16 protein-coding genes are annotated in these 16,091 nt (G+C 72.8%); 9 read left to right on the top strand and 7 right to left on the bottom strand.

From position 1 onward, the window contains the following. Positions 1-194: 194 nt before the first annotated feature. The 5 genes from ACSBPG_RS23985 to sigJ all read left to right on the top strand — a co-directional run bounded on the left by ACSBPG_RS23985 (position 195) and on the right by sigJ (position 5,486). On the top strand, positions 195-758 hold the full coding sequence (locus ACSBPG_RS23985; RefSeq protein WP_435539754.1) for a hypothetical protein: 564 nt from the start codon (positions 195-197) through the stop codon (positions 756-758). A 239-nt stretch (positions 759-997) separates the two neighbouring features. Then, on the top strand, positions 998-2,704 hold the full coding sequence (locus tag ACSBPG_RS23990) for a catalase (RefSeq protein WP_435539755.1): 1,707 nt from the start codon (positions 998-1,000) through the stop codon (positions 2,702-2,704). A gap of 153 nt (positions 2,705-2,857) precedes the next feature. Further along, positions 2,858-4,060, top strand: coding sequence for an alpha/beta hydrolase family protein (locus ACSBPG_RS23995; RefSeq protein ID WP_435539756.1), 1,203 nt, complete (start codon positions 2,858-2,860; stop codon positions 4,058-4,060). A gap of 20 nt (positions 4,061-4,080) precedes the next feature. Continuing rightward, on the top strand, positions 4,081-4,605 hold the full coding sequence (locus tag ACSBPG_RS24000; RefSeq protein ID WP_435539757.1) for a carboxymuconolactone decarboxylase family protein: 525 nt from the start codon (positions 4,081-4,083) through the stop codon (positions 4,603-4,605). Continuing rightward, the gene (sigJ, locus tag ACSBPG_RS24005; RefSeq protein WP_435539758.1) at positions 4,602-5,486 is read left to right on the top strand and encodes an RNA polymerase sigma factor SigJ; all 885 of its coding nucleotides are present in this window, start codon (positions 4,602-4,604) and stop codon (positions 5,484-5,486) included. The genes ACSBPG_RS24000 and sigJ overlap by 4 nt, the downstream gene beginning before the upstream one ends. Positions 5,487-5,556: 70 nt before the next feature. Here sigJ and ACSBPG_RS24010 read toward each other — a convergent pair whose 3' ends face one another. The 7 genes from ACSBPG_RS24010 to ACSBPG_RS24040 all read right to left on the bottom strand — a co-directional run bounded on the left by ACSBPG_RS24010 (position 5,557) and on the right by ACSBPG_RS24040 (position 12,137). Beyond that, the gene (locus ACSBPG_RS24010) at positions 5,557-7,053 is read right to left on the bottom strand and encodes a CoA-acylating methylmalonate-semialdehyde dehydrogenase (RefSeq protein WP_435539759.1); all 1,497 of its coding nucleotides are present in this window, start codon (positions 7,051-7,053) and stop codon (positions 5,557-5,559) included. Positions 7,054-7,217: 164 nt separating this feature from the next. Continuing rightward, the gene (locus ACSBPG_RS24015) at positions 7,218-7,877 is read right to left on the bottom strand and encodes a fumarate hydratase C-terminal domain-containing protein (RefSeq protein ID WP_435539760.1); all 660 of its coding nucleotides are present in this window, start codon (positions 7,875-7,877) and stop codon (positions 7,218-7,220) included. Further along, entirely contained in the window at positions 7,874-8,812 is a 939-nt protein-coding gene (locus ACSBPG_RS24020; RefSeq protein ID WP_435539761.1) for a fumarate hydratase, read from the bottom strand. The genes ACSBPG_RS24015 and ACSBPG_RS24020 overlap by 4 nt, the downstream gene beginning before the upstream one ends. Positions 8,813-8,818: 6 nt before the next feature. Beyond that, positions 8,819-10,558 carry an L-aspartate oxidase gene (locus tag ACSBPG_RS24025; RefSeq protein WP_435539762.1) on the bottom strand — a complete coding sequence of 580 codons (1,740 nt, stop codon included), beginning with the start codon at positions 10,556-10,558 and terminating at the stop codon, positions 8,819-8,821. Positions 10,559-10,565: 7 nt separating this feature from the next. Beyond that, positions 10,566-10,913, bottom strand: coding sequence for a hypothetical protein (locus ACSBPG_RS24030; protein ID WP_435539763.1), 348 nt, complete (start codon positions 10,911-10,913; stop codon positions 10,566-10,568). Between the two features lie 157 nt (positions 10,914-11,070). After that, the gene (locus ACSBPG_RS24035) at positions 11,071-11,406 is read right to left on the bottom strand and encodes a hypothetical protein (RefSeq protein ID WP_435539764.1); all 336 of its coding nucleotides are present in this window, start codon (positions 11,404-11,406) and stop codon (positions 11,071-11,073) included. Continuing rightward, positions 11,403-12,137 carry a succinate dehydrogenase/fumarate reductase iron-sulfur subunit gene (locus ACSBPG_RS24040; protein WP_435539765.1) on the bottom strand — a complete coding sequence of 245 codons (735 nt, stop codon included), beginning with the start codon at positions 12,135-12,137 and terminating at the stop codon, positions 11,403-11,405. Before ACSBPG_RS24040 ends, ACSBPG_RS24035 begins: the two co-directional genes overlap by 4 nt. A 145-nt stretch (positions 12,138-12,282) precedes the next feature. Between ACSBPG_RS24040 and ACSBPG_RS24045 the strand changes: the two genes are divergently transcribed. The 4 genes from ACSBPG_RS24045 (at position 12,283) to ACSBPG_RS24060 (ending at position 16,069) form a co-directional block, all read left to right on the top strand. After that, on the top strand, positions 12,283-13,071 hold the full coding sequence (locus ACSBPG_RS24045) for a GntR family transcriptional regulator (RefSeq protein WP_435539766.1): 789 nt from the start codon (positions 12,283-12,285) through the stop codon (positions 13,069-13,071). Between the two features lie 137 nt (positions 13,072-13,208). Then, complete coding sequence (locus ACSBPG_RS24050) at positions 13,209-14,027, top strand: GntR family transcriptional regulator (RefSeq protein WP_435539767.1); 819 nt, start codon at positions 13,209-13,211, stop codon at positions 14,025-14,027. Positions 14,028-14,102: 75 nt separating this feature from the next. Next, positions 14,103-15,059, top strand: coding sequence for an LLM class flavin-dependent oxidoreductase (locus ACSBPG_RS24055; RefSeq protein ID WP_435539768.1), 957 nt, complete (start codon positions 14,103-14,105; stop codon positions 15,057-15,059). A gap of 38 nt (positions 15,060-15,097) precedes the next feature. After that, a complete protein-coding gene (locus ACSBPG_RS24060; RefSeq protein ID WP_435539769.1) occupies positions 15,098-16,069 on the top strand; it encodes a tripartite tricarboxylate transporter substrate binding protein in 972 nt (323 codons plus the stop codon). Positions 16,070-16,091: the final 22 nt, after the last annotated feature.

The following is a 16,091-nucleotide window of genomic DNA, read 5'->3' on the forward strand; positions in this document are numbered from 1 at the left end:
GAACGCGGCGACCCTCTCCCGGCCTTCAGGCCAACCATCCTATCAGGAGGTCGCCCGATGAGTGGAAGTCATACAAGGCGGCGTCCGCCCCGGGGCGCCGGGGCGCCGGGGTGGCGTGCAGGGACCGCATTTGGCGACGGGTGCCTGTCCTGCCATGTTGGAACGGTGCGGTTCCCGGGGATACGAAGGTGGCGATGCCGAACCCTCTTCCGGCGCGCCGTGGACGGGCGGCGTCGCCCGCCGCGCGGCGGCCGGCCGCGGCGCGCCGATGGTGGCGGCTGCTGCGGCCCCTCGCCAGCGTCGTCGCGGTCCTCTACTTCCTCGTCGACGCGGTGGCGCTGGCGGCGCTGCGGCCGGCCCTGGCCTGGCTCGGCCGCCAGCCGGTGGTGGTGCGCGTGCAGCGCCGGGTGGCGGCGCTCGGCCCCTACGCGACGCTCGCGGTGATCCTGGCGCCGCTGGCGATCCTCGAACCGGCGAAGCCGCTCGGCCTGTACCTCGTCGCCGACGGGCATGCCGTCGCCGGCGCGGTCGTCGTGGTCGCCGCGGAGGCGCTCAAGATCGCGACGGTGGAGCGCCTGTTCCGGGCGAACCGCGGCAAGCTGCTGACCATTCCATGGTTCGCGCGGTGCTACGCCGCGGTGACGGGATGGCTGGCGTGGCTGCGCGCCCTGCCGCCCTGGCGCCTCGCCGCCCGCGCCGCCGCCCGCGTCCGCACGCGGGTGCGGCGGGTGCTGGTCCGGCTGCGGCGGATGCGATGACCGCGGGCACGCCGCCCGCCTCGCCCTTCGGCATAGAGCCGCGCGATTCCGGGTAGGGCGGCGGGGCCTTCCTTGACTCCCGGTGATTGGAATTATTCTAGATCCTGATCATGGCCCGTCCGAACGGCCAGCGCCCGGTGACGGCCGCCGCTGCCGCCCGGTGTCCGCAAGGGGGGCGGACCGCGCGCCACGCCCGGCGGCGACGATCACTCCAAAGGACAATCCAAAGGGAGAGAACGATGGAACAGAAGCCGACCCCGTCGGACCGCGTCCTGACCAACCGCCAGGGTCACCCGGTCGCCAACAACCAGTCGCAGCGCACCGTCGGCCCGCGCGGCCCGGCGACCCTGGAGAACTACCAGTTCCTGGAGAAGATCAGCCACTTCGACCGCGAGCGCATCCCCGAGCGCGTGGTGCACGCCCGCGGCTTCGTCTGCTACGGCGAGTTCGAGGCGACGGGCAAGATCGGCGACGAGCCGGCCGCGACGTACACCCGCGCCAAGCTGTTCCAGACCGCGGGCAAGAAGACGCCGCTGGCGATCCGCTTCTCCACCGTCATCGGCGGCCGCGACTCCTCCGAGGTCGCGCGCGACCCCCGCGGCTTCGCCGTGAAGTTCTACACCGAGGACGGCAACTGGGACCTCGTGGGGAACAACCTGGCGATCTTCTTCATCCGCGACGCCATCAAGTTCCCCGACGTCATCCACTCCCTGAAGCCCGACCCGATCACCTTCCGGCAGGAGCCGAACCGCATCTTCGACTTCATGAGCCAGACGCCGGAATCCATGCACATGCTGACGCACCTGTTCAGCCCGCGCGGGATTCCCGCCAGCTACCGGCACATGGAGGGATTCGGCGTCAACACCTACAAGATGGTGAACGCCAAGGGCGACACGGTGCTGGTCAAGTACCACTTCCACCCCCGCTGCGGCGTCGCCAGCCTGACCGCCGAGGAGGCGGCCAAGGTGCAGGGCCAGGACCTCGGCTCGGCGTCCAAGGACCTCTACGAGGCGATCGAGCGGGGCGACCACCCGCAGTGGGACCTCTACGTCCAGATCATGGAGGACCACGACCACCCGGAGCTGGACTGGGACCCGCTGGACGACACCAAGATCTGGCCTGAGAAGGACTTCCCGCTGCGCCACGTCGGCGTCATGACCTTGAACCGCAACGTCGAGGACCACTTCAACGAGAACGAGCAGATCGCCATGGGCACCGGCGTGCTGGTGGAGGGGCTCGACTTCTCCGACGACAAGATGCTGGTCGGACGCACCTTCTCCTACTCCGACACGCAGCGCTACCGGGTCGGCCCCAACTACCTGCAGCTTCCGGTGAACCAGCCGAAGAACGCGCGGGTGGCGACCAACCAGATCGGCGGCCAGATGTCCTATCACCGCGACCTGGCGCCGGGGCAGAACCCGCACGTGAACTACGAGCCCTCGATCCACGACGGCCTGCGCGAGGCGCCCCACGAGGAACCGAACAACCCGCCGGAGGTCCGCGGCCGCCTCGTCCGCGCCGTGCTGGAGCGCCGCAACGACTACGCCCAGGCGCGCGGGCGCTACTGCACCATGATGGACTGGGAGCGCGACGACCTCGTCCTCAACATGGGCACCCTGCTCGGCCAGTGCGAACGCGACGTGCAGGAGCGCATGCTGTGGCACCTCTTCATGGTGCACGACGACTACGGCAAGCGGGTCGGAGAGAGGCTCGGCATGAGCGCCGACGACGTGCGCCACCTGCCGCCGCTGCCCAAGCAGGTGCTCACCGACGCCGAGCAGAAGCGCCTGCAAAATCTCGGCAGCAACGGCGATACGATCGACCCGACCGTGTGGGGCCAGTGGACCAGCTCGGTCCGGAACCACAAGGCGACGGCCGCCGACGTGCTGGGCGGCATGCGCAAGCCGCTGTCGAGCCAGCGCCCGCAGGGGCAGGCCGCGGAGTGACGCGCGTGGGGCCGGGCGGGGGGCCATGCTCCCCGCCCGGCAGCGTCGCCGTGTCCGATCCATGGGCAGCCGCGGCGTGACGGCGGCGGCGCGCTGGGCTAGGATGCGGACCGGTCGACAACCGGGAGGTCCGCCGTGGGAGAAGCGTCGCGCATGTCCCTCCGCCTGGGCGGGCTCGCCGATCCCGAACTGGAGTTCCAGTTCGTCCGCAGCCTGGCCGTCATGGCGACCGGCGGGGCGGCGCTGGGCGAGGTGCTGGCGCTGCGCCCGGCCATCGACGCGGGCGGGGTGCCCGCCTGGGTCGAATCCTTCGCGGCGCTGGGCGAACGGGTGGCGGCGCGCGGCCGCGCGGCGCTGGCCCAGGGACGGCGCGCGACCGCCCGCGGCGACCTGCTGCGCGCCTCCATGTATCTGCGCGCCGCCGAGTACTACGCCAACCCCTTCGCACCGCGGCACCGGGCGCTGGGGCTGGCCTCGCGCGACGCCTTCCGGGCGGCGCTGCCGCTGCTCGACCACCGGGCGGAGGTGGTGGGCATCCCCTGCGGCGGGATCGACCTGCCGGGCTATCTGCTGCGCCCGCGCGACGCGGCGGGACCTGGGCGCACCCTGGTGCTGGTCGGCGGCTTCGATTCCAGCGGCGAGGAGCTCTATTTCCAGGCCGCCGCCGAGGGGCTGGCGCGCGGCTGGACCGTGCTCATCGTCGAGGGGCCGGGCCAGACCGGCTGCCTGCGCGACCATCCCGCCGTCGGCTTCCGCCCCGATTTCGAGGTGCCGATCGGCGCCGCCCTCGATCATGCGCTGACCCGGCCGGAGGTGGACGGGGAGCGGATCGCCCTCTACGGCATCAGCTTCGGCGGCTATTTCGCCGCGCGCGCCGCCGCCCGTGACCGCCGCATCCGGGCGCTCGTCCTCAACTCGCCGATCCCCGACCTCTTCGCCTATTTCGCCGGCTTCCTGCCGCCGGCCCTGGTGGCCGAGCCCGAGGAGATCGGGCCGGAGGATTGCGACGCCATCCCCGACGAGGCGCTGCCGCCCGCCGCCAAGCAGGGCATCCGCACCGTCTGCTTCCGCTTCGCCGTGCCGCACGTGAAGGCGTTCATCGAGCGGCTGCGCGCCTTCCGCCTGGAGCCGGGCGACCTCGGCGCCATCCGCTGCCCCTCGCTGATCCTGGTGGGGGAGGGCGAGGGGCCGGAGCCGCGGCGCCAGTTCGAGGCCTTCCGCGCGGGCGCCGGCGGGCCGGTGACGCCGGTCGTCTTCGACGTGGCGAGCGGGGCCGAGGGGCATTGCCAGATCGGCAACCTGCCGCTGTCGGCCGCGGTGGTCTACGACTGGCTCGACACGGCGCTGGCGGGCTGACCGGCGGCGGGGGAGGGCGCATGGCTGCCATGCGTCACGCCCGGCACGGCGGCGCCGTCCTGGAGGCGTCGTTCACCCCAGGACAAGGGAACCGCACCATGGATCTCCGCATCGACATCGAGGCCGACGCCCCCGAGCTCTACGCCGCCCTGCGCGGCGTCACCCAGACGCTCGGCCGCTCGGCGCTGCCGCCGGCGCTCAAGCACCTGATCGACCTGCGGGTGTCGCAGATCAACGGCTGCTCCTACTGCATCGGCCTGCACACGGACTGGGCGCTCACGGGCGGCGAGCGCCGGGAACGGCTGGAGGCCCTGGCCCATTGGCCGGACTCGCCGCTGTTCGACGACGCCGAGCGCGCCGCCCTGGCCTGGGCCGAGGCGCTGACCCGCGGCGAGAAGGACCGCCTCGACGACCTCCACGCCGCGTTGACGGCGCGCTTCGACAAGGCCGGGGCGGCGGCGGTGACCATGGCGGTGGCGGCGATCAACGCCTGGAACCGGGTCGGCCTCGCCCGCCACCGCGAGACCGTCGCGGCGGCGGCATGAGGCAGGCCGCGGCGGAACCGGCGCCCGCCCGGGCCCTGGACCTCTTCGTCGCCGAGCGCCCGCGGCTGCGGGCGCTCGCCTACCGCATGCTGGGCTCGCTCAGCGACGCCGACGACGTGGTGCAGGACGCCTGGCTGCGCTGGATCGCCGTGGATCCGGCGACGGTCGCCGCGCCGGGCGGCTTCCTCGCCACGGTGACGGCGCGCCTGGCGCTCGACCGCCTGCGGGCGGCCCAGGCGCGCCGCGAGACCTATGTCGGGACGTGGCTGCCGGAGCCGGCGGTGGCGCCCGACGACGCGCCGGACGAGCCGGCCGGCTCGGTGCCGCTGGCGCTGCTCACCCTGCTGGAGCGGCTGACGCCGGAGCAGCGCGCCGTCTACGTCCTGCGCGAGGCGATGGAGCTGGACTACGCGTCCATCGCCGGCGTGGTCGGCCGCTCGGCCGAGGCCTGCCGGCAGACCATGCGGCGCGCCCGCGAGGCGCTGGCCGGCCCGCCGCGCTACGCCGCCGACGCGGGCGCGGCGCGCCGGCTCGCCGACGCCTTCCGCGAGGCCAGCACCGCCGGCGACCACGCGCGGCTCGCCGCCCTGCTGGCCGAGGACGCGGTGCTGCTGTCCGACGGCGGCGGCGTGGTGCGCAGCGCCCGCAACCCGATCCGCGGCGCCGACCGCATCGCCCGCTTCTTCGTCGGCCTGCGCCGCAAGAGCGGCCTCGCCCTGGAGCCGGCCGCGCTGCGGATCAACGGCGCCCCCGGCTTCGCCGTGCGCATCCGCGGGCGGAGTCACGGCGTGCTGGGCTTCGACGAGGAGGACGGGCGGATCGGGCAGCTCTACCTGATGGTGAACCCGCACAAGCTCGGCGGGATGGCGTGGTCCGGCTGACACGCCTCCTTCCCCCTCCTTCCCCCGCCGCGCAGGGGAGGGAGGGGGTGGGGGCAGCCGGGCCGGCGCCCTACCGCATCACCGGCATGACGAAGTCGGCGCCGGCGCGGATGCCGGTGGGCCAGCGCGACGTCACGGTCTTGAGGCGGGTGTAGAAGCGCACCCCCTCCGGCCCGTGGACGTGGTGGTCGCCGAACAGCGACTGCTTCCAGCCGCCGAAGCTGTGGAAGGCGAGCGGCACCGGGATGGCGACGTTGACGCCGACCATGCCGATCTGGACGCGCGACACGAAATCGCGCGCCGTGTCGCCGTCGCGGGTGAAGATCGCCGTGCCGTTGCCGAAGGCGTGGCGGTTGACGAGGTCGACCGCGTCCTCGTAGGTGCCAGCGCGCACCACCGACAGCACCGGGCCGAAGATCTCCTCCTGGTAGATGCGCATCTCCGGCGTCACCCGGTCGAACAGGCAGCCGCCGATGAAGTAGCCGTTCTCGTAGCCCTGGATGCTCAAGGACCGGCCGTCGACCACCAGCTCGGCGCCCTCCGCCACCCCGGCGTCGACGTAGCCGCGCACGCGGGCGAGGTGCTCGGCGGTCACCAGCGCCCCCATCTCCGCCTGCGGGTCGGTGCCGGGAAGCACCTTCAGGTTCTCCACCTTCGGCTTCAGCGCCGCCACCAGCCGGTCGCCGGTGTCGCCGACGGCCACCGCCACCGAGACCGCCATGCAGCGCTCGCCGGCCGAGCCGTAGGCGGCGCCCATCAGGGCGTCGACCGTCTGGTCGAGGTCGGCGTCGGGCATGACGACCAGGTGGTTCTTGGCCCCGCCCAGCGCCTGCACCCGCTTTCCGGTGGCCGTGGCCGTGGTGTAGACGTGGCGGGCGATCGGGGTGGAGCCGACGAAGCTGACGGCCTGCACGGTGGGATGGGCGAGCAGCGCCTCCACCGCCTCGCGGTCGCCGTGGACGACGTTGAAGACGCCGTCGGGCAGGCCGGCCTCGCTCAGCAGCTCGGCGAGGCGCACCGCGGTGGACGGGTCCTTCTCCGAGGGCTTGAGGATGAAGCTGTTGCCGCAGGCCAGCGCCACCGGGAACATCCACATCGGCACCATGGCCGGGAAGTTGAAGGGCGTGATGCCGACGCACACGCCGAGCGGCTGGCGCACGCCGAAGCTGTCGATGCCGGTGCCGACGTTCTCGCTGAACTCCCCCTTGAGGAGCTGCGGGATGCCGCAGGCGAACTCCACCACCTCCAGGCCGCGGGTGACCGAACCCTTGGCGTCGCTCAGCACCTTGCCGTGCTCGGCGGTCACCAGGGCGGCCAGCTCGTCCAGGTGCGCCTCGACCAGCTCGCGGAAGCGGAACATGACCCGCGCCCGGCGCGCCGGCGGGGTGGCGGCCCAGCCCGGGAACGCGGCCGCCGCCGCGGCGACCACCCGGTCGATCTCGCGGGCGTCGGCGAAGGGGACGCGGGCGGTGCGCTCGCCGGTCGCCGGGTTGAAGACGTCGCCGAAGCGCTCGCCGTCGCCCTCGTGGGCGCGGCCCTGGACGTGGTGCGGGATGATGCGGGTCATGACTCCTCCCTGTGCATTGATTCTTCTGAGCGGGTGGTCGCGTCGGCCCCCCCTCCCGGCCTCCCCCACTGCGCGGGGGGAGGTGATGGCCCTCCCCCGCGCAGTGGGGGAGGGTTGGGTGGGGGTGCGACGACGCCACGTCGCACGCATCAGCCTAGCACGCTTCAGATCACGTCGTCCGTCCGCCGCGTCGTCTCGCCGTAGCGGCTCAGCGCCGGCGGCTTCAGGCCGGCGTAGAGGCCGTCGACGCGGGTGTTGATCTCCCGCGTGGCGCGGTCGAACAGGCCGTTGCCCTGGAGGTCGCTCTCCACCAGGAAGGGGCCGAGGCGCTCCACCTCGAACACCCACATGGCCTGGGCGATGCCGAGCTCGTCCAGCCAGAAGACGTCGCGCACCCGCTTGATGCCGCGCCCCAGCAGGGCGCCGGTGCCGTAGCCGACGGTGGTCAGGTAGACCGCACCGTTGGGCACGAAGTGCGTGCGGTAGTCCTCCTCCGTCATGCCGCCCTTGCCGATGATGACCTTGCAGCCCGACTGCGGGAACCAGCGGCCCAGCCACTTGGCGAAGCGGAAGCTGGCGGTGGCGGTGACCGCCCCCACCCGGTACGACCCGTCGTCGCCGACCGCGGCGGCGGGGGAGCAGTGGAAGTTGACGTTCGACACCGACGCCAGCTCGACCGGCGGCGGCACGCCGTCGTCGAGGATGCGTTTGTAGAGCCCCTCGCGGCCGGTGTAGATGACGCCGTCGAGATGGACGACGGTGCCGAGCTCCAGCCCGGCGAGATCCTCGGCGGTGACCGGGACCTTGAGGCGGACCTCCTTCATTCCACGCCCTCCCGGCGGTGGTGGGGGGTGAACCAGCGGGGGTCGGTGCGGAACGCGACCGTCCCGTCGGGATGGAGGCGCGCCACGGCGCGCCGCGACGACAGGCAGAAGGTGTGCACGCTCATGGGCATGCCGCCGGTGTGGGTGTAGGCCGCCTCGATGTGGCAGTCGACGACCATGGAACGGCCGACGAACCCCATGGGCCCCATGCCGATGGCGTTGCCGAGCTCCTTCAGCTCCAGCTCGAGCCGGGCGATCTCGGGATCCGGGTTGCGGTCGCCGACGGTGCGCAGGCAGGCGGCCTGCTTGCCGATGGCCATGCAGGTGTCCTTGCTGCCGCCCAGCCCGATGCCGACGATGGCGGGCTGGCAGGCCAGCCCGCGCCGGCCGAACTGCATCATGGTGTCGAGGAAGAAGCGCTTGATGCCGTCCAGCCCGTCGCCGGGGAACAGCATGCGGTAGTCGGTGCCGAACAGCCCCCCCTTGTGCACGGTGGTGACGTCGATCCAGTCGCCGCCGGGCTCGAAGCTGTACTCGATCTCCGGGGCGAGGATGCCGACGTTGTTGTTGTGGTCGGCGCGGCTCAGCGGATGCACCCGGTTGGGGCGCAACGGGATGGCGCGGGTGGCCTGGGCGGTGGCGCGGCGCAGCGCGCGCTCCAGCGCCACGAAGCCGCCCTCCACCGCCGCCTCGTTGCCGCACTTGACGTAGTAGCGCGGCAGGCCGGTGTCGGCGCACATGGCGCGGCGGTCCTGCTCGGCCACCTCCCAGTTCTCCAGCATGGCCTGCAGCACGAAGCGGCTGAGCTCGTTCTCCTCCGCCTCCAGCATGGTGCGGATGCCGGCGCGGTAGTCGTCGGGGATGTCGATGGCGGCGCGGCGCATCAGCTCCTGCGCCACCTCCTCGATCATCTGTGCAGGGATCGCTCGGGTCATGGCCGGTCACTCCGCGGCGTGGGCTTCGGTCAGCAGCGTCTCGCCGGGGCGGACGCGGGTGAAGGCGACCGGGCGCTGCTCGACCGCCAGCCGGCCGCCCTCCAGCCGCACGCAGACGTTGGCCGAGGTCGCGAGGTCGCCGGTCCCGGGGAAGTCGGCGCGGAAGTGGGCGCCGCGGGAATCCTCCCGCGCCAGCGCGGAGACGGCGACCGCCTTGCTGACCAGGATCTGGCTCGACAGGTTGAGCCAGTCGTGCCAGGTGAGATTGAAGGTGCGGCCGACGTCGGGCACGCCGGTGGCCTGCAGCTCCTCCTCCAGCCCGTCGAGCGCGCCCAGCGCGCGGGTCAGGCCGGTGCGGTCGCGGACGATGCCGACGTCGTCCCACATCAGGTCGAGCAGGCGCTCGCGCAGGGCGTTGAGGTCGCCGGCCGGCCGGCGGAAGGGCAGCAGGCAGCGCGCCACCGCCGCGTCGACCGCGGCGCCGTCGGGCTCGGCGAGGCCGGGCCGCTCGTCGCGCACCCAGGCGCCCATGACGTCGCCGGCGATCCCGCCGAACACGGTGGAGTTGGCGACGCCGTTGCCGCCCAGCCGGTTGGCGCCGTGCACCCCGCCGGTGTCCTCGCCGGCGGCGAACAGGCCGGGCAGGGCGGTGCGGGTGTCCGGCTCGAACACCACGCCGCCCATCATGTAGTGGGCGGTCGGCGTCACCTCGACGAGGCCGGAGACGAGGTCGAAGCCGACGTCGCGGCAGCGGTCGACCATGCCCTTGAACTCGCGCCGCACCATGGCCGGGTCGAGGTGGCGCATGGTGATGTAGAGGCCGCCGTTCGGGCCGGTCCGCCCCTTGCGCATCTCCTCGTACATGCCGCGGCTGACGATGTCGCGGGTGGCGCGCTCGCCGCGCGGGTCGTGCTTGTGCATGAAGCGCTCGCCCGCCCCGTCCAGCAGGTGGCCGCCGGCGCCGCGCAGCCCCTCCTCGATGATGGTGCCGGTGATGCGGGTGTGGGCGCCCGCCACCAGGCCGGTGGGGTGGAACTGCACCAGCTCCATGTCGCGCAGGGTGAGGCCGGCGCGCAGCGCCATCGCCATGCCGTCGCAGGTCTTGTCGCCGGACGGCGTGTGGTAGCGGTACATGGTGGGCCCGCCGCCGGTCGCCAGCAGCACGGCGGCGGCCCGGACCAGCCGGAAGGCGCCGGAGCGCAGGTCGACCAGCAGCACCCCGGCGAGGCGGTCGCCGGCGCGCGCGGGGATGAGGGCGACGGCGCGGTGCTCCTCCAGCCGGGCGATGCCGCGCGCCCACACCTGCTCGGCCAGGCGGTTGATGATCTCGATGCCGGTCAGGCTGCCCTTGTGGACGGTGCGGTCGAAGGTCTGGCCGGCGAACGCCTTCTGGTGCAGGGAGCCGTCGGGGTTGCGGTCGAAGAAGCAGCCGAGCTCGTTCTCCAGCTCGCGGATGCGCTCCACCGCCCCGGTGACCAGCCGCCAGGCGAGCTCCTGGTGGTTCAGCCACTTGCCGCCCTCGATGGTGTCCATGAAGTGGCGCTCCAGCGAGTCCCGCGGGTCGAGCGCCACGTTGTAGCCGCCCTGCACCATGCGGGTGCAGCCGCACTTGCCGAGCAGCCCCTTGACCGCGACGGTGATGCGGGCGTCGGGCGCCGCCTTGTGGGCGTGGAGCGCCGCGAACAGGCCGGCGCCGCCCGAGCCGAGGATGAGGATGTCGGTGTCGAGCCGCTCGATCTCGGTCATGGCCGCCTCACGCCAGCAGGAGGAACAGGAGCCCCGCCGCCACGGCGGCCGCGAAGGCGAGCGCGATGCGCGTCTTCTGGGCGTCGCTCCACGGCAGCAGTTCGAGCGCCAGGATGCGCAGCCCGCCGGCGAGGTGCACCGTCAGCAGGACCACCAGCAGGCTCTCCGCCAGCTTCACCGCGGGCCGCGCGGTCCAGGAGAGAAAGCCGTCGAGCGCCGCGCGCTCGACGGCAAGGCCCAGCACGAGGAGGTGCAGGGGCAGGAAGAGCGCGAGGCCGAGACCGGACAGCCGGTGCGCCAGGAAGGCCCAGTAGGCCGGGTGGTTGCGCGGCGCGGCGATGGTGCGGATGGTCATGGGCAGAACTCCAACGGCAGGCCGGACGCGTGGTCGCGTCGGCCCCCCCTCCTAGCCTCCCCCCACTGCGCGGGGGGAGGAACAGAGCCCTCCCCCGCGCAGTGGGGGAGGGTTGGGTGGGGGACCGCCACGACCACGTCCGTCATCTCCCAGCTCCCTACACCACCGCCGCCACGGCGCGGGCGCCGAGCGCCAGCACCAGCAGGGCGAAGGCCAAGGCGGCGGCGTCGAGGCCGCGGCCCCGCCAGCCCGTCCATTCGCGGACGACGCCGCGCAGGCCGATGGCGCCGTGCACCGCCGCCGCCGCCACGAACAGGCCGTAGAAGCCGCCCCACAGCAGGCTGCCCTCGGTGCGGGCGAGGATCTCGTCGGCGCTCAGGCCGCCCCGCACCGCCACCAGGATGGTGGCGAGGTGGATCAGCACCAGCGGCGCCAGCACCATGGCGCTGAGGCGCTGCCAGGCGTAGAGCCGCAGCTCCCGGCGGGCGTTCACAGCTCCCCCCGGAGATAGGCGGTGAAGACCGAGCGCTTCAGCCCGGCGATGGCCTGGGAGGGGTTGAGGCCGCTCGGGCAGTGGCGCGCGCAATTGCCCTGGCTGTGGCAGGCGTGGCAGCCGGCGTCGGCCGCCGCCGCCGCGAGGTGCCCGCCGCGATCGGCGTCGCGCTCGTCGTTCACCAGGGTCCAGGCGCGGTTGAGCGCCGCCGGGCCGAGATAGGCGGGGTTCCACGCCACCACGTCGCAGGCGGCGTAGCACACCGCGCAGCCGATGCACTCGATCCCGGCCGACGCCGCCCGGCGCGCCGGGCTGTCGGGGTCGACGCGGTGGAAGCCCTCGGCCGGGGCCGGCGGCGGGGCGAAGCGGCCGTAGCCGTCCCGCCACTTGTCGAAGAACGGCGCCATGTCGGTCGCCAGGTCCTTCAGCACCGGCAGATTGCGCAAGGGGCGCAGCTCCAGCCGCCCCTCCCGCTGGACGCGCGCCACGTGGGTGCGGCAGGTCCAGCGCGGCGTCCCGTTGACCGTCATGGCGCAGCTCCCGCACATGCCGACGCGGCAGGCGAAGCGGTAGCTGAGAGTCGGGTCGGCGTGGCGCTGGATCCAGGTGACCACGTCCAGCACCGTCTGGCTGGCGTGGTGGGGCACCCGGTACTCCTGGAGCGCCCCGTCGTCGGCGCCGCGCCACACGGCGACCGTCAGTTCCGGCAGGGTTGGGGATGCGTCCGGCACCGTTCGTCCTCCCCGAAGGTCGTTCGCTCGGACCAGCTTAGTCCTATAGAGGACTTTGTCAACAGATTCGTTGGGCAAACCATCGTTTGCCGGCGCCGCCGCGCGGACTACACTGGAGGACGCGGGGGACGGACGGGAGCGGGGCATGGAACGGCAGAGGACCGACGCGGTGGTTCCCTTCGAGGGGCCGGCGGCACCGCGGCGGCGCCGCACGGGGGAGGGGGGCGGGCCGAAGTACGGGCAGGTCGCCAACCACATCCTCGCCCGCATCGAGGCGGGGGAATGGAAGCCGGGCGACCAGCTTCCCTCGGAGGCGGACCTGGCCCGCGCGCTCGGCGTCAGCCTCGGCACCGTGCAGAAGGCGCTGCAGCTCCTCGTCGAGGACCGGGTGGTGGTGCGCCGGCACGGGCGCGGCACCTTCGTCGGCGCCGGCCGGGCGCCGGAGGAGGCTCTGCGCCACTTCCGCTTCCTATCGGAGGGCGGCGACCGCCTGCTGCCGGTGTTCTCCCGCGTGCTGGCCATCGAGGAGACCGAGGAGCGCGGGCCGTGGAGCGACTTCCTCGCCGGCGAATCGCGGTTCGTCACCCTGAAGCGCCTGCTGGCGATCGGCGGCGAGTTCGAGGTCTACAGCGAGTTCCACCTGCCGGCCGGCCGGGTCGCCGGGCTGGCGGCGGTGCCGCCGGAGGAGCTCGACGGGGTGCTGCTGCGCGACTACCTCGCCGCCCGCTTCAACATGCCGACCCTGCGGGTGGAGCAGCGGCTGCGCTGCACGCTGCTGCCGCCGCGGGTGTGCAACCTGATCCACGTGACCCGCGGCTCGATGGGAATCGAGTGGCGGCTGCTGGGCTTCTCCTACCGCGACGCCCCGGCCATCTTCCAGCGCGCCTGGGTGCCGCCCACCGACCGTCCGCTGCAGATCCTGGAGGCGGTGTGACCCGTCCCGAGCGCCGGCGGCGGATCGGGCCGATCATTCAGCGGAACGAACAGTCTCGTTAACGAACAAAACGTCTTGACGCGGCGCAAGAGCCGGCGTAGAGTCCGATTGTCATGACATATAGAGGAGTGCGGACCATGTCCGCCATCGACCTCGACGGTCTCGACGATCTCGACCCCCACAGCCTGACGCCGCTTCACCGGCAGCTGGCGGAGCGTCTGGCCGGCGCCATCGCGGCGACGGCGGCCACCGCCGCCCTGCGGCTGCCGACCGAGGCGGAGTGCGGGCGGCGCTTCAGGGTGAGCCGGCTGACGGTGCGCCAGGCCATGGCGACCCTGGCGGCCGACGGGCTGGTGGAGCGGGTGCCGGGGCGCGGCACCTTCACCGTGCCGCGCCCGGTCGAACACAACCTGACGGCCGCCTCCTTCGAGGAGGACATGATCGAGAGCCAGCTCGCGGTCGAGCCGCGGCTGCTGAGCTGGCGCTCGGTCGCCGTGCCGGCGCGGGTGCGGGCCGCCCTCGACCTGGCCGACGGGGCCCCGGCGTGGCGGCTGGAACGGCTCCGCCTGCTCGACGGCGCCCCCCTCGGCATCGAGCTGCGCTACCTCGCCGACGCCGTCGGCGCACGGCTGGCGCTGCAGGCCCTGCAGGCGCGGCCGATCTACGCGCTGGTCCAGGAGATCACGGGCAAGCGCCTGCACCGCATCGACTTCTCCGTCGGCTGCCTGGCCGCCGGCGAGCGCGAGGCACGGCTGCTCGAGGTGCCGCGCGGCAGCCCGCTGCTGGAGCGCGAGCACACCTACTACACGGCGGCCGGCGAGCCGCTGGTGCACGGGATCACGGTGTTCCGCGGCGACCGCTACCGGTTCCGCTTCGAGACGGGCATGCCGCCGGCGCGCGGGCGGGTCGCCGAGAATCCGGATGAGGAAACGGCGCCCCTGCGCGGCGCCGTCTGACGGCCGAGACCAACAAGAAAGCGCGGCCGGACCCAACCACGGCCTCAAGGGGGCCTCGAGGGAGGAAGACGCGTCATGGCTGGAAAGCTGACGTTCGGCGTGCGCCTGACGGTGCAGGGCGAGATGGGGGCGGCCTCGTCGGGCTTCGCCTACGCCCTGGAGATGGCGCGGATCGCCGAGGATCTCGGCTACGATTCCGTGTGGATCCCCGACCACGTGGAGAACGCCCATCTCGACCGGTCGCGGCCGATCCTGGAGCACTGGACCACCATCACCGCGATCGGCGCCCTCACCAAGCGGGTGCGCCTGGGTGGCCATTCCCTCAACAACAACCTGCGCCACCCCGGCATGACGGCGAAGATCGCCGCGACCCTCGACCACGTCACCGGCGGCCGGGTCATCCTCGCTCCCGGCTCCGGCTGGTTCGAGGCGGAGGCGCGCGCCTACGGGCTGGAGTGGGGCAGCGCCGCCGACCGCTACGCCCGCATGCGCGAGGCGGTGGAGGTCATGCAGAAGCTCTTCACCGAGGAGGTCACCACCTACCGCGGCCGCTTCTACCGCTTCGAGGAGGCCTACTGCAATCCCAAGCCGGTGCAGTCGCCGTGGCCGCCCTTCTGGATCGCCGGCGATTCCCCGCGCACCCAGGAGATCGTCGAGGCCTTCGCCGACTGCTGGTTCATGTACTCCAAGGCGCCCGACCAGGTGGCCGGGCTGGTGGCGCCGATGCGCACCCGGCGCGGCGCGCAACGGCCGCTCGAGGTGGCGGTGTCGGCCGTCTACCTCTCCGGCGACGGCGAGGACGAGGTGATGCGCTGGGCGCGCATGTACGCCAAGGAGCGGGAGCACCGCTTCCCCGTCCCGCCCACCGTCGAGGACGTGCTCGACGCCAACCTGCTGGGCGACGAGGGACGGGTGCGCGAACGGCTCGACCAATGGATCGCGGCCGGGGTCGACCACGTCGTCATCCAGCCCATGCCGCCGGTCGACGGCATGCGCCGGTTCGGCGAGCGCATCCTGCCCGACTACGCCTGACAAACCGCACGACGAAACCGCACGACTGGGAGAACACCATGAGAACCCGCATCGTCTGTCTCGCCGCCGCCGCCGTGATGGCCGCCGCGCCGGCCCTGGCCCAGGACAAGTATCCCTCGCGTCCCGTCGACATGATCGTGCCGTGGGGGCCCGGCGGCGGCGCCGACGCCATGTCGCGCCAGGCGGCCCGCCTGCTCGAGCCGATCCTCGGCGTCGCCGTGCCGGTCACCAACATCTCCGGGGCGTCCGGCAACGCCGGCCTGACCCGCGTCGCCACCAACCCGGCCGACGGCTACACCGCCGGCGTGCTGATCGCCATCACCGTGTCGTCGTGGGCGACCGGGCTCGGCACCACCCGGCCCAAGGACTTCCAGGTGGTGGGCTTCATGCAGAACTCGCCCTCCATGCTGTTCGTGCCCAAGGACAGCCCGTTCAAGACCGCCAAGGAGCTGCTCGACCACGCCAAGGCCAACCCGGACAAGCTGCGGGTCGCCACTTCGGGCTACGGCTCCCAGGACGACATCACGCTGCGCTACCTCGCCTCGCAGGGCTACCCGATGAAGAACGTGCCCTTCGCCAAGCCGGCGGAGCGCTACGCCTCCACCGTCGGCGCCCACACCGACGCCATCTACGAGGAGCCGGGCGACGTCGCGCAGTTCGTCAAGGCGGGCAGCCTGCGGCCGCTGCTGATGTTCGAGGACGCCCGCCACCCCTCCTTCCCCGACGTCATGACGTCCAAGGAACTGGGCATGAGCATCAGCGACATGCCCAACTTCCGCACCATCGTCGTCAAGGCCGGCACGCCGCCGGAGGTCGTGGAGACGCTGCGCGGCGCCCTCGCCAAGGTGCTGCAGAGCGACGAGTGGAAGGCCTTCTGCGCCGACACCTACACCTGCGTCGACAAGGTGTACACGGCCGAGGAAAGCCAGGCGGCGGTGCAGAAGATGTACGACACCGTCGCCCGCTACCTGCAACAGTTCCCGCAGGTGAAGCAGCAGGCCGCGAACTGACGTCTCCGGTCCCTCCGCCGCC

Origin of the sequence: Azospirillum sp. ST 5-10, from assembly GCF_051225715.1 — a bacterium.
Classification (GTDB): domain Bacteria; phylum Pseudomonadota; class Alphaproteobacteria; order Azospirillales; family Azospirillaceae; genus Azospirillum.

Excerpts from the sequence above, each read along its gene's own strand:
- ACSBPG_RS23990 (WP_435539755.1), top strand. The coding sequence starts at position 998 with ATGGAACAGAAGCCGACCCCGTCGGACCGCGTCCTGACCAACCGCCAG.
- ACSBPG_RS24025 (WP_435539762.1), bottom strand. The coding sequence starts at position 10,558 with ATGACCGAGATCGAGCGGCTCGACACCGACATCCTCATCCTCGGCTCG.
- sigJ (WP_435539758.1), top strand. The coding sequence starts at position 4,602 with ATGAGGCAGGCCGCGGCGGAACCGGCGCCCGCCCGGGCCCTGGACCTC.
- ACSBPG_RS24030 (WP_435539763.1), bottom strand. The coding sequence starts at position 10,913 with ATGACCATCCGCACCATCGCCGCGCCGCGCAACCACCCGGCCTACTGG.
- ACSBPG_RS24010 (WP_435539759.1), bottom strand. The coding sequence starts at position 7,053 with ATGACCCGCATCATCCCGCACCACGTCCAGGGCCGCGCCCACGAGGGC.
- ACSBPG_RS24045 (WP_435539766.1), top strand. The coding sequence starts at position 12,283 with ATGGAACGGCAGAGGACCGACGCGGTGGTTCCCTTCGAGGGGCCGGCG.
- ACSBPG_RS24000 (WP_435539757.1), top strand. The coding sequence starts at position 4,081 with ATGGCTGCCATGCGTCACGCCCGGCACGGCGGCGCCGTCCTGGAGGCG.
- ACSBPG_RS24015 (WP_435539760.1), bottom strand. The coding sequence starts at position 7,877 with ATGAAGGAGGTCCGCCTCAAGGTCCCGGTCACCGCCGAGGATCTCGCC.
- ACSBPG_RS24055 (WP_435539768.1), top strand. The coding sequence starts at position 14,103 with ATGGCTGGAAAGCTGACGTTCGGCGTGCGCCTGACGGTGCAGGGCGAG.
- ACSBPG_RS24050 (WP_435539767.1), top strand. The coding sequence starts at position 13,209 with ATGTCCGCCATCGACCTCGACGGTCTCGACGATCTCGACCCCCACAGC.
- ACSBPG_RS24060 (WP_435539769.1), top strand. The coding sequence starts at position 15,098 with ATGAGAACCCGCATCGTCTGTCTCGCCGCCGCCGCCGTGATGGCCGCC.
- ACSBPG_RS23985 (WP_435539754.1), top strand. The coding sequence starts at position 195 with ATGCCGAACCCTCTTCCGGCGCGCCGTGGACGGGCGGCGTCGCCCGCC.
- ACSBPG_RS24020 (WP_435539761.1), bottom strand. The coding sequence starts at position 8,812 with ATGACCCGAGCGATCCCTGCACAGATGATCGAGGAGGTGGCGCAGGAG.
- ACSBPG_RS23995 (WP_435539756.1), top strand. The coding sequence starts at position 2,858 with ATGTCCCTCCGCCTGGGCGGGCTCGCCGATCCCGAACTGGAGTTCCAG.